The 12,865-nt window shown below is 49.8% G+C and carries 9 protein-coding genes; 1 reads left to right on the forward strand and 8 read right to left on the reverse strand.

From position 1 onward, the window contains the following. Window positions 1-588 precede the first annotated feature (588 nt). From K9N57_14065 to K9N57_14100, 8 genes are all read right to left on the reverse strand, one after another. Window positions 589-1,422, reverse strand: a complete 834-nt coding sequence (locus tag K9N57_14065; GenBank protein MCF7805306.1) for an N-acetylmuramoyl-L-alanine amidase — start codon at window positions 1,420-1,422, stop codon at window positions 589-591. A 9-nt stretch (window positions 1,423-1,431) separates the two neighbouring features. Next, window positions 1,432-1,932 (reverse strand): holin family protein, encoded by a 501-nt coding sequence (locus tag K9N57_14070; protein MCF7805307.1) that lies wholly within the window; start codon window positions 1,930-1,932, stop codon window positions 1,432-1,434. Between the two features lie 183 nt (window positions 1,933-2,115). Next, complete coding sequence (locus K9N57_14075; GenBank protein MCF7805308.1) at window positions 2,116-5,943, reverse strand: S8 family serine peptidase; 3,828 nt, start codon at window positions 5,941-5,943, stop codon at window positions 2,116-2,118. A gap of 1,015 nt (window positions 5,944-6,958) precedes the next feature. Beyond that, entirely contained in the window at window positions 6,959-7,756 is a 798-nt protein-coding gene (locus K9N57_14080) for a hypothetical protein (protein ID MCF7805309.1), read from the reverse strand. A gap of 185 nt (window positions 7,757-7,941) precedes the next feature. Beyond that, window positions 7,942-8,916, reverse strand: a complete 975-nt coding sequence (locus K9N57_14085; protein MCF7805310.1) for a superoxide dismutase — start codon at window positions 8,914-8,916, stop codon at window positions 7,942-7,944. 301 nt (window positions 8,917-9,217) lie between these two features. Then, window positions 9,218-9,391 carry a hypothetical protein gene (locus K9N57_14090; GenBank protein ID MCF7805311.1) on the reverse strand — a complete coding sequence of 58 codons (174 nt, stop codon included), beginning with the start codon at window positions 9,389-9,391 and terminating at the stop codon, window positions 9,218-9,220. A 244-nt stretch (window positions 9,392-9,635) separates the two neighbouring features. Then, window positions 9,636-10,637, reverse strand: a complete 1,002-nt coding sequence (locus K9N57_14095; protein MCF7805312.1) for a DUF1028 domain-containing protein — start codon at window positions 10,635-10,637, stop codon at window positions 9,636-9,638. Between the two features lie 148 nt (window positions 10,638-10,785). Then, a complete protein-coding gene (locus K9N57_14100) occupies window positions 10,786-11,517 on the reverse strand; it encodes a TIGR02206 family membrane protein (protein MCF7805313.1) in 732 nt (243 codons plus the stop codon). A gap of 209 nt (window positions 11,518-11,726) precedes the next feature. On the opposite strand from K9N57_14100, the gene K9N57_14105 reads away from it, so the two are divergent. Then, window positions 11,727-12,818: a sulfotransferase gene (locus K9N57_14105; GenBank protein MCF7805314.1), complete on the forward strand. Its 1,092-nt coding sequence runs from the start codon at window positions 11,727-11,729 to the stop codon at window positions 12,816-12,818. The last annotated feature ends 47 nt before the right edge of the window (window positions 12,819-12,865 follow it).

Raw genomic sequence — 12,865 nt, forward strand, 5'->3', positions numbered from 1 at the left:
GGTGAAGCCGATCCTGACCGCAGGTTATTTCAAACCGGCTGAACAGGCATATTTGGAGTTGGGACATGAAATAAATGTCCTTTCTTTTATTCTCCCGCTATATAAAAAACGGCTCTGATCGTGAGGTGCAGCAAATCACACGTAGAGAATTTAATATTGCTGGGACATCCTCCTGGATTTTTCCGGCTAAATGCAATTAAAAGAACTCATCACTCTCTTCCTGTGAATAAAAATTGTAAACGCTACTTTACACTACCCCGGTCCACTGTAAAATCCATTTCACATTCAATTTGGCGGCAGGATAGCCTGCAACCCAGTTATAATCAGTGTTCATTCGGCCTGTGGAAACCCGGTACTCACCGTCTGTACCGTATCTCAGGTGGTTTCTTCCGGCTCTCCCAGAGAACAGAAGGCAGTGTCCCCTACCAGTGGGGAATAGTATATTATTTCAAATTTCGTTCCATTAGATGCCCCCTTATACTGACAGGACTCCATTTTCCCGTTAACTCTTTGCAATGTAATTCCTTTTCAATATTCGCCCGATCGTATTTGAGACTTGAGTTAAGTTTTTTAAAAACGTGGTTAAGGCTACAGGTTGACGTAGTCTTTTTTGACCCATCCCCGTGTTTGCACGTCGACCCGGAGCCAACCATCTTTTTCTTCGAGAATATCCAAAACTGTCCCCTGTTGTAGAGCCGGAGCCACTTTCCTGCCCCTTAAACCAGGCTCTGAACGGATATTGAGTCTGGAAGCAGTGACAATCCCGGTTCGTCCGGGGACCAATCCACTATCTGCCAATCGGTCAGGTCCCTCTTCAGCCCGATCTTTCACCAGGAGCCGCTCCCGCAGCTTATCCAGCGGAAACGCCGGACCGGGGTCAATTTTCCTTGAGGGAGAGATCTCCTCGTGACCGACGATTAGTTCGATGGGATAGGTTTGCATCAACAGGGTACAGAGGTCAAAAACTGCTGCAATCTGCTCTTCGGAGTACTTTTGCCAGTAGTCGGGTTCGGTCCGGTTCTGATGTACGGCGTGGATGACTTCTTCTTCAGAGTAATTGCGTCCAAACCAGGAACTGAATCCCTGCTCCGTTTTTGTGAGCTGACCGGCGTTATCGATCTCAATACCGACGGAAAATTGATTGAACGACTCTCTTCCCTGGTGTGAGCTTTTTCCCGCATGCCAGGCAATGGTGTTAAATGGCACCAGTTGTACAATTTCACCTTCTCTTCCCACCACCACATGAGCGGAGGCACTGCGTTCGGGATCACACAGGGTTCGTACTGCTCCTTCCAGCGATCCCCCTGCCGTGTAATGGATTACCACGGAATCCGGTACCCCATCTGCCATCACTCCGCTGTGGTTTGGGGAATTCTGTCGGGTGATATTCTCACCGTCCAGTAAATGGTCAGTGATTTCCATAATTCTACCTCACCCTTTTGCCGGTTCGTCTTCCAGGATACTTACCGGTTTTTTATTGCCCGTAATTGTCCGGGTTAACCGGTTGCTGGCTCCCCGTTTTTCAGCGGTCCGCCCGATAGTCCAGGTTGCAACGATACCACCCCAGGCGGCCCAGAACTCCACCGGCAAATCGAAAGATCGGACCGGCACTCCAGCCAGGGACTGGATAGTCGGAACCAGTACGTAGTTGAAGAAAATGAACACCAGCCCGGAATAGACCACCGAAGGACGTGCCCGTTTAGTGTAATTGTCACCTTGCTGCAGCTCGGCAACCAAAACTCGTTCTTTCGCCCTTAACTCGGATCGGATTGTCTCCTCGATTTCCGACTCGCGTTGTTGGACCAGCTGCTGCATTTCCAGCTTCAGACGCTGTTTTTCCTCGCCGCTTAACTGAAAGTTATCTACAACCTCACCAACATTTTTTACCAGATTGCCTACGCCACCGCTAAAGACATCGGTAAGCCAACTCATAACTGTCCCCCTTTCTTACTTCCGAACAGATCATTCGCACAGAGATACTCCGTTAAAATGCGTACCATCTTTGTCATCATGGTTTCCCTCCGGTATGATTTTACCTTTTGACTTCACAACCAGGGATGCTCAAAATATCTAGTCCATTGCGAACATCCCTGAGTTGTGAAGAATCTGTGAGACTTACTTCAGCAGTACCATCTTCCTGGATTCCACAAAACTTCCTGCCTGTATCCGGTAGAAATATACTCCGCTCGGTAGATGACTCGCATTCAGTGTGGTTTTGTAGACTCCGGCGGATTGTGATTTATCCACCAGTGTGGCAACCCGCTGTCCCCGGATATCAAACACCTGAAGCCTTACGTGTGTCTCTTCCGGTAGTTCGTAACGAATGGTAGTATTCGGATTGAAGGGGTTGGGATAATTCTGCCGTAATGCGAACTGTTCCGGGAGTCCGGAATTGTCTTCGGATTCCACGGCGGTAGGAAGTAGGGTATTACCCCGGGTAAAGGTTCCGTTGGCTGTATCGACCCTGACACTGACTGTGTCGGCCAGGAAGTTCGCACTCTGGAAACTGATCCTCGTGGAATCCCGTCCAGTCTCCTCGCTAACTTTGTACAGTAAGTAGGCCAGGACACCGGAACCGGAAAGAAATTGCCCCTGAATTGCCTTTCCTTCCAGCGCCACGACACCTTCCTCAATGACTTCGGCCTGTACATCCCAGGATTCGGCCGTCAGAGTTTGGGCTAATGAGACCTCCCCGGTGGGCGTCAGGACTTCCGGATCGCCTGCAATCTGCAGACTGAACGCATCCAGCTGGAACCGGCTGACATCGTCAGACACCTTGACGGGAATTTTTACCGAAGCGCCTCCCGGAGCAACAAAATTCGGGAGCGCAACCGGAACATCATTCGCCTCCGGATCGTCGGTTAGGTATGCTGTGGTCATATCATGCCGGGTAAACCGAATTCCCTTCGGGCTTTCCCCCTCGACATTGAATTCGAATGAATAGCTCCCCGGTTCACCGTTTTCCTGAAATTCCGCACTGTATACCCCATCGCGTGCCACGCGGTCTCCCCCCTGGTCACCGTCATCGTACAATTCGATGTATGCATATTGGCCGAAAGGATATCCAATGCGAGCTGTCACATTCGCTCCAGGCAACGGCTGACCGCCCTGTAGGAGCTTTAACTCCAGCTTCAGCGGCCACTGGGTACCGTAATTTCTGATCTGCACCAGAGTTTTAATATCCGAGTAGCCTGCGACCGAGAGGAATACCTGTTGCTCCTGAAATGCTGTCTGCACCTGCGAGAGCCAGGGACCAAACTCCGGCTTCCGAACCCTGTAGGAGAACACTGTTTTTCCCTGGATCAACTCGACATTTTCGAATTCCCCTACATTCTTGGGGGTAATTTCCTCTCCGGAAGGAGTAACCAGGCTGTAATATGTTCCGGATTCTTCCAGCTCCCAGAGAAGGGTAAACCGGACTTCGTCTACTGACTCGTCAATAAATGTGGTATCGGTCGGACTCTCTATTATCCTGGTAAAGTCAAACGATTGACGTTTGGCTACCTTGTTGAGGGCGGACTGGTAGCTCTGAATAAGCGCAAGTCCTCCAACGGAACCCTGGGCAGGTTTCGAAAAGCCCGATGCCCCGGAAAAATAGTAATTTCCGCCGGTGCCGAACGCAATCTGTCGGAGCGAATCTTCATCAACATCTGTGGACGAAGTCCCAAATCCAATAGTGTACGCGTCCGTCTTGGTGGGTATCGATGGCAATACATCCTGGATGTACGGCGGTTCATTGCTTAGCCCGTCCGAGAGGAGAATGAGGGACTGGGGATAACTTGGCTCACTTGCGGTGTTCAGCTGCGATTGGGCTTCCAGTAGTCCTCCACCGATGGAAGTCCGCCCGCTGGCCGTAATGGCTTCAATTGCGGCAATGGCGGAATCCTTGACCTGCACCGAATTTATAGACTTAAGCGGGAAATCGGTCCGGGCCGGCGGGGTTCCGGAACTGTAACTGGTGACGGCAATTTTATCTCCGGCACCCAAGAGGCGGACAACCTGGGATGCCGCGTTTTTCACTGCGTCCAGTTTATCTCCCAACATACTTCCCGAGCGATCGATAGAGAGTGCCAGATCGACCTGCGAGGGTTGTATCGCTTCCACCCGGCGGGCGATAACCTCCTGAAGTGCCCTGTAAATGTTCAACCGACCGGCACCGAGATCTTCGGAAAATCCCGGTCGACTGGGATCATAATTGTAGTCGTATCCCCCAACTGTATCCGCTGTACTCTCCAGAATTTCCACAAGATCTTCCACTGACAAAGGATTGGCGGGATTGATTTCCAAATTGTGCGAGAGAACCAACGCCGCTGCGCCGGCCACGAGTGGTGTGGCTGAAGAAGTCCCGTTAAAATCATCAACGTAATTATCTGAACTGTAGCCGCCTGTACCGGAGATATCGGTACTCGGCATGATCACACCCGGCGCCGCGAGATTCAAATCGTCGCCGAAATTACTGCCCCACCAATCTTCTCCGTCACAACTGGTCCCATCAGGATCCGTGCTTACCCCGGGGTTAACTTCGGAGGAGTTGGAGCTGCTACGCTTTCTAGTATCACAGGGACTGGTAGCCGCGACTGCCAGAGTTTGAGCATACCGGGCCGGAAAAGAGATCGGAGAAGTGTTGGCGTTTCCGGCGGCAAAGACCGGTAACACATCGGCATTCCATGCATTAGCCACGGCATTTTCGATGGCCATGAGGTCGCCACTTGCGCGCCAACTGCAGCTGAGTACCATCCCATCGTAATCTCCGGAAAAATCCACGGCATAATTTATGGCATCCGCGCGGTTCTGGTTTCGTCCGGCAATCAGATCGATCCGCAGCGGGAGTATCCGGGATTGATGAGCCGCACCGGTTACTCCGGTGTTATTGTCTCCTACCGCCGCAGCAATTCCTGCGCAGGCCGTTCCGTGGGCATTGGTTCCGGGGGTCGGATCGTTATCATCATTGGCAAAGTCCCATCCGACCAGGTCATCCACCTGATCGTTCCCGTCATCATCCACACCGTTCAGATCGCCGGGATCCAGCACCCACTGGGACCCATTCCATTCGATAGTTTGCCCATCTCCGTCGGTATCTTCGCTCAGATTCTGCAGGATATTCTGGCGCAGATCAGGGTGGGCCCAGTCTACACCGGTATCAAGGATGGCCACAAGAACGTTGGCATTCCCCCGCTGAATGTCCCAGGCCTCCTGCATATCAACGTCTGCATCCGCGGTACCACCGGAGGTTCCGTCATTGTTTAACGACCACTGTTGAGAATATTCCGTATCATTCGGATCAAACAGGGCATCGTTATAACTGACGAAACTCAACTCCGAAAATTTCACTCCCGGTTTACTATTGAATGCCCTGACTTTCTGAAAGGCACTAGATTCATCCTGGATGGTGAGTGTGTAAAACCCGCGCGTCCAGTGATCGATAATAACCGCACATCCCATATCGCTGATCACCTGCTGCATCTGATCTTCGGACAGGTCTGTTTTAAACTGGACAGTCACTTCATCCGGCATATAGTAGCGTATCTGGCCGTCCCGGTCCATTACCGCCGGCGCGGCCTTTTTAATGTCCGCTCTGGTTGTTAACTCTCTGGCAAACTCTTCAGCTGATCGCCCGGCGGGTGTCCGGTAGACCCCAAACTGCAATTTTGATAGCCGTTCGGCATGCACTGCTTCCAGGTTAAGCCCGGAATCCACATCTTGCCGTGATTTCTCTGACTTGTCGGCAGACCCAGGTCGGAATTTCACCATGACCTGGCCATCAACAGGGCGAAATTCAAACTGCTCTCCCGTTAATTTATTCGGGTAGGAATAATCCTGACTCCAGACTTCAGCAGGATAAAATCCTGCGATGAATATGCTCCCTGCCATTATGCCAAACAACAGTGACAATCGCCGTTGTGAAAAAATTTTGTTCAACAAGCGCTTTATCATTTGAGACATAATACACTCCTCCTTGTGATTTGGTGGGTATAGAAACAATCGATATTCCGGGTCAAATCAACAATTTCCGGAGATTCCACCGGCTATATTCTCCGGAAGAACAACATTCAGACAAGGGAAAAGTGGTAGGACTAAATTCTATCCGCCACCAGACTCACAGCTATAGAAAACCAATGTGTCTCAACTATCAGACAAATGGCTTTCGAATTCTCCCTCCGATGGTTCGCCTGGTCAACCTGCTACCAGAAAACCGACCAATAGTACCGGAATTACGTACTAATCTTCCGGTCCATTGTAACCCGTTTCACGTAGTATTGCTGTCTTCTTGGATTGCTAAACTGATTTGTGGTTATACGCCCCTACATGCTGAACTGTTATTAGGTTATTGGAAAAATGGAAAAACTGCAAGTATAAATGTGACCAGTTTATTCACCTTCTAAGATTTGCAGGAATGCGGATTCATCTCAGTCTGCGAGAAACTGTCAAAAATGGTATACCAGAATCACCTACCTACTGGCAATCTATAAATCACGGTGACACGTCATGTTACAAATTGTAAAATCTTGAAACAAACAGGGTAAGCTAATTTCTCGATCTATTTGTTGTACGATACATATGATAAAAGACAGAATCCGTATCCAAACAACATGCCAATGATTCATTAATTTGCCAGATGTCGGTGGGAGATTACGGCCGGGAGGAATCGGAAGATATCGCTGGTTATTCAAGGAATCCAGGTTGAAATAACCGGCACAGTCGCCGCGAATGAATCTAATCAGATGGTAGATAAAGGTGACCCGGCGGCCCGGGCCAATTACATCTATGGGAAAATTGAGACGGTGTGGGGGAAAACCGACGCTTCCCTCATGCATGTCATTTGTGCCAGAATGCATGCCACAAAGGAACACTGGGAACCCAGCAATTCTTCCGCTTAAAGACCGGTGAAACCGGGTTTAAGCGGAAACCTTCAGTATGTTTTGTTTTCCCGGCTTAAAGAATCAAACTATCAACAAAGTTAAAACGAATCCAATTTGGTCGTGGCGTCTGTGCCCCAATCGACCAGGACGCTTTTCCAGGCCTGTTCGCCTTCCGACATCACCTGGTATTGTACCATCCCGCCGGGGACTTCATCCGTTAGCCACATCTGCATGGTGTCGCCGCCCATGCCACCCATGAATTCATACTTCTCAGTAGTAAATGTACCGGCTGGTGTGGCAATATCTTCAGTACCAACCAGTGCGCCTTCCATGCTCTCCTCGGTCATGCTGCCGCCGGTCTGGTTGACGGTGGTCTCGGACACCGGGATTTCCCCGGTATTGCCGTCCGGATCCTGTCCCCGCAACCTGAGCACTTCGCCCGTTGCGCTGTCGACCAATCCTTCGTACAACCAGGTGGATTCGTCTGATGACCACGTGAGCTGCCACCATAGATCACCGTTATCCGTGCGTTTTAACAGGCCACGTTCAAGGGTGGTTGTTTCGTCTCCATCGTCGCTGGTGATCTCAAACCGGGTCCACTGACCGGGTTCGTAGTTCTCTTCCGCCGACACCTGCATTCCGGTATTGAAGGAATAGGAAAAGATCACCTGCGCCTGGACGGCCATAAAATTACCCCAGCCCGGCGAGGTAGGTGGCGGGACATTTTCGTCCGGTGCCAGAGATTTGTATACCGCATTTTGCGCATGCTCCCCAACTGCGCGACCGGCACCGGAAACCGCACCGCCGATTAGGGAATCGATAATGGTGGAACAGCTCATCAAACTCACTGATGCAACTAAACTCACTACAATGAAAATAATCCGAGAACGCCTCATGTCACGCCCCTCCACTTACATTAGATGAAATATTATGGGTTGGAACAAAACTCCCGTTTATGAACGGCTATAAAATAATAGATGCCATCCCCCAGTGAAACAGGAAATCAACCGTTTTTGCTCTAAATCACTCCACCCGGTTTTGAGGATAATTTTCCTGTAAAACTCCAACAGGTCCGGCAGGATTATTTCTCCACCTTTACTACTTCATATGCCTTTCCTTCCGGGTTGGTGCCGAATTTGGCATTCACAGCGTACAGATATTTTCTATGCATAGCAACCGTCGTAGGTACAGCAAACGCCTCGTGGGTGATAGTGTCGATGACTTCGCCGCTGCTGTAATCGACACCAAGTTTCACGGTAGCGATCTTATTCATTTGGTTTTGTACCACGTAGAGCGTATGACCATCCAGGAGGATACCATCGCCGTTTTTAACGTTTGCGTCCCCCAGGTCGATTTCCTTCGCAGCACCGGATTTCGGATCCACCGAGTACAATTTCCCCGTGGAGGAATTCACCACAATTAACGTCTTGCCGTTTGGCGTGGCTTCGATACCGTTCGCATTAAATCCTTCCACCATTTCGTATTCTCTTCCCAGAGAGATTTCTGTCACCGCCGATTCATCCGGAAGCTTTCCGCCGGATTTCACTGGGATATGGTACAGTACGCCCTGTGCAGAGTTAGTCAGATAGGCGCCCTTTTTGGTAGTAATCACATCATTAATGAATTTATTCTCGGCAGTCGAAAGTGTGTATTCTGCCTTGAGTTCGCCGGTCTGTGTGTCATAGACCCGGGCATCACCATTACGGCCGCCACATACGAATAGCAGACTGTTTTTCACATCTACACTCAGGCCGACTGCCATCTGTCCTTCTTCCTGCTGAACCAGGATCTCACCTCTCCCGGTTTTCAGGTCACCCTTGTAAATCGCACCTCCGGCTAACGAACCAACGTAAAAACTGGTGCCCTTCCCGGTGGCGATGCCTTCGGGCGAAAACCCTGTCGGCAGCTGGATGATCTCCGGAAAGGTTTTCATTGCGGGCATCTGCCCCATGGATTCGTTCTCCTGGGCAACAACAGGGTTCTGTCCCAGTTCGAAACCAAGGCTCAACACTAAGGCCATAATGAGTAGTCCGTGTGTTAATATGGATTTGTTCATAAGATATCCTCCTTATCTGACCAGGGAGCTCTCGTTTATAATTCATTACGCCGCACCACCGGCGGCGACTTTATTAATATGGTGAATACCGTGGCTATGTTAATATAAGTAAGAAATCTATATACTTAAAGGGGGGGGGCGAAGCCCTTTTATGGAAAGGGTATATCCAGAGGTGTTTTTCGGCGGTACGACATTATTACCCGCCCGCGGTAATTCTTACATTGACGACAGATCTTCGTGTAACTGGTATACGAAATTGCAAAAGTAACAAATCAACCTCTACAAGGGCAGAGCTCGTATTTCACCCGGATAGTGTAATTCCCAGGTAGAATGGCCAGAGAACGACCGCCCAGATACCCTGTACAAAAGTTAATTGCGCATACCCAATGGTGAACAGCCATCCAATGAGCCAAATGGGACCGGTAATCGTGGCTGATGCTGCCGCTGATTGGTTTGAACTTTGTTCCTCACTCATAATATACTCCTGTTAGTTTCAAGGCTTATTTTTTCCGTTTTCGGGATTGATATAGCTGATATGCTCCGGGGCCTTCTTCCGGGACAACAGGGCAAAAATCTAACTCCACTCTCATTAATGATGTGGTCCATCTGCTGCCCGATAATCTTCCTTTATCTGTGGAAGCACGATTACACCTCACCCTAATACCCCAATGTGACGAAGTAGCCCTTAGTGTAGTTTGGTCACTTACATTAGGAGTAATTTATTGAGTCTCCTCCAAAATCCGGTCAATAGTGCCCTGATCCGCGTCCACCTGACCGACCGGCTTGAGACGCGGCAGCAGCGTCGCCCAGTTAGGATCTTTGGCAAAGATTTCCTTAAAAAGGGGGATTGCCTCGTCTACCCGGTCGTTATTCACCAGTGAAACCGCATGCCAGAACTTCATCTCCAGATTGTCCGGCGCCATCTTTTCCGCCTTACCATACTGTTTGAGCGCCTCCTCAACGTTGTGTTCTTCCAGCGCCAGATCGCCCTTGTTCATATGCACGTATGCTCTGTGTAGTTGTATGAGACGTTCCAGCTCCTGCACCGGATTCGGATGATCCTCCACCCGTAACTCCATCTTGGTGTCCGCCCAGACAGGGCCGGTCGACTCGGTATTCACTATCAGAATTGCAGCCGACTGTTTTCCCCGGATGTCGCCGCCGGCGTCCTGTGCGGCCTTGAGAGACGCCAGCATCCGTGCGGCCAAATCGCCCTCAGCAGTCTCGAACGCTTCGGACATAGCCGGCCAAACCTTGTCATTCAGCATCAGGTTGGCTTGAACGGAGTAGGTTGTTCCCTGGATGTGTCCGGCCTCCGGTATACAGTTTTCTCCGGTATGGGTGGCGATATTTCCGTCCACATCCAACATCGCCACCTGACGGACGTCGCTATGTTCATCTGCAGTCACTAACGCCTTCAGGGCCTGTGATGCGCTTTTTCCACCTTCCATGAGATCCAGCCCCAAGGGGCCGTATGAAATATCCACCAGCGATTGAGTGGCCACGACACCAACGCCAGGTTTTGCCCACGGCACCACCGGTCCTACCGAAAACCAGTGGGACTGCACGGCGACACCCATTTCATTATTGACTGTATCAACAGCAACAATGGAATAGGTCGCTACGGGGCGGCCCGTATGTTTTTCCGTCACCTGTTGCGCCATGAGTGAACCTCCCATTATAAATACACACACTATGATAGCAATCATATTTCTTCGCATGGTAGTCACCTCAGTAATAAGTTTGGATAAATGCTTACTATTCGATATTGCAATGTATACCCGAATCAAGATGAACGCAAGATATGGCCTGGTATCCCGTCCAATCTCTGCAAAAACCAGGTGGAATCGATACTGATTGTTCTGAGCACTATTCGCGTGGAGCGAATATTCGTCGCAGCGCAAACGGTGAATAGTAGATATAAAACAATACCAGCGCCACAACCTCCAGCGACAGAATATACCACGGCCAGGGACCGAGTACATCCAACAGAGAACCGGTCTCGGGCTTGTGGCAAATAAAAAGATAATTGCCACCGGTCAGCCAGTTAAACACCCCGATACACGCCGCATAGACATTGGTGAGGGCAAAAATTTTCCACACGGAAGAATGTGCTGGCCTGTATCGGTACACAAAGGTCATGTACAGGCTGGCAAAAATGATGGTGCCGTGTGACACAAAGAACTGGAAAAATCTGAAGTGTGGAAAACCGTACGGGCCGATATCCGGCGTTACCAGGGCCTGAATCGCCCCTCCCAATCCCCAGAAAAATGTAATCTCGTACAAAAGATAATTTCTGTTTATCAGCATGATCGCAGAAAGGACTACTGCCGCGCCACACAGATGCAATGGGAGCGCAGTCGCTACCGTCCAATCATTGTTTGCCAGCCGCCAGACGCTCAGCATCACCTCCTGGAATATCAAAAGACCCGCAATACCGTACCGTGCGAATTTATCTGCGGACTTCGTATCCCGAAAATAATTTCGTAATCGGAATAATCCGATATACAGGATCAACAATACCGCTATTGCAATCCAGTGGGAATAAGAAAACGCAATAAACGGATTTCCGGAATAATCGGTCGCAAAATACGGCCACATAATCGTTCTCAATATTTAGCGTTCGCGGAGAAGACGTGCAAAATTAAATATCTCTAATCTAGTTCTTCTGGCCGGAAAAACAAACAAGAATAGGGATTGGGATAGATATACCCGAATTGTACATTAAACACAGCCAAAGCCTTCCCAGAGAAGGTGAATTGCGTGTGGGTTCAACATGCGCGGGTAACCCGGAACCGGATACGGAAATAATGGCCGCAAGACGATCCGCCCTTACAACAATGGCCAGGCTCACCATGCTGGTCAAAAATTATTGGAAATATGGTCGGTACGGCTTCGCAATCCTTGCAATACTTTTAATTCCACCACTCCTGGCTTTTACGCGAATAACGCTGCTCATGGATTATCTGTTTTTTCCGATCCTCTGGAATATCCGTGTTCGGGAGCCCGTATTTATCATGGGGCATCCCCGCAGCGGGTCGACTTTTTTTCAGAAGCAGATTTATCAGGCCGATCGCGCGGCAATGTTTACCACGTGGGAGATGCTTTTTCCTTCGTTGACAGTCCGCATGATTCTCCGCCCCATTATTACCGGACTCAAAGCAGCTGGCGTCGATATCTTGCAGACAAATGACTTCGGCCACCAGATAAAACTGGACGGTGTGGAAGAACAGGAAGCGCTGTTTCTGCATCGATTGGATTCCGAAATGCTGCATATCCTCTGTCCGTGGCTCATTTTGGATGATGAGACGGCAAATGACGGCTTTCGCTTCGGCTGGGAAGATATGATTCCCTCCGATAATTCGGTGCGGCTCCTCCGGGAATTTCTTAAGCGACAGATCTACTACATTGGCCATCCGACTGTAATTGCAAAGTTGAATCCATCCGTCTTTCGCTTGCAGACGATTCTCGAAGAATTCCCGGACGCCAGAATCGTATATTTGGTGCGAAAACCGGAAGACTCAATTCGTTCCTTTCTGTCGTTTCAGCACAAATTTGTCCGCCGGCTCCTAACCCCGGAAGAACAGGCCGCCTACTTCCGTCATAAATATAAGTGGAGTCTGGCGTTGTACCGGTACTTTGAATACAGTAAGGAAACGATTCCGGAGCCACAGCTCCTGACAATTACTTTTACTGATCTGATTCAGGACACAGCAGGCGTATTACACAATTTTTTCCGCTTTACCGATATTGCCCCTGCTCCCGATTATTGGAAAACGCTGAGTATTCGGCTGCAGAAACATACGAAGGGTCATACTAATCAGCCGATTTCGGAGTTCGGTCTGCGGTCACAAACGATAGAGGATGATGTGGGATTTCTGAAGACGGAATATGATCTCTGAAAGGGGATCGCCGGCACCGATAAAAGTCCATGGGATCGAGTTTGATT

Source organism: Candidatus Neomarinimicrobiota bacterium (genome assembly GCA_021734025.1).
GTDB lineage: Bacteria > Fidelibacterota > JAANXI01 > JAANXI01 > JAANXI01 > JAANXI01.

Coding starts and splice junctions, on each gene's coding strand:
- K9N57_14100 (MCF7805313.1), bottom strand. CDS start 11,517: ATGTGGCCGTATTTTGCGACCGATTATTCCGGAAATCCGTTTATTGCG.
- K9N57_14065 (MCF7805306.1), bottom strand. CDS start 1,422: ATGGAAATCACTGACCATTTACTGGACGGTGAGAATATCACCCGACAG.
- K9N57_14105 (MCF7805314.1), top strand. CDS start 11,727: ATGGCCGCAAGACGATCCGCCCTTACAACAATGGCCAGGCTCACCATG.
- K9N57_14070 (MCF7805307.1), bottom strand. CDS start 1,932: ATGAGTTGGCTTACCGATGTCTTTAGCGGTGGCGTAGGCAATCTGGTA.
- K9N57_14085 (MCF7805310.1), bottom strand. CDS start 8,916: ATGAACAAATCCATATTAACACACGGACTACTCATTATGGCCTTAGTG.
- K9N57_14090 (MCF7805311.1), bottom strand. CDS start 9,391: ATGAGTGAGGAACAAAGTTCAAACCAATCAGCGGCAGCATCAGCCACG.
- K9N57_14080 (MCF7805309.1), bottom strand. CDS start 7,756: ATGAGGCGTTCTCGGATTATTTTCATTGTAGTGAGTTTAGTTGCATCA.
- K9N57_14095 (MCF7805312.1), bottom strand. CDS start 10,637: ATGCGAAGAAATATGATTGCTATCATAGTGTGTGTATTTATAATGGGA.
- K9N57_14075 (MCF7805308.1), bottom strand. CDS start 5,943: ATGTCTCAAATGATAAAGCGCTTGTTGAACAAAATTTTTTCACAACGG.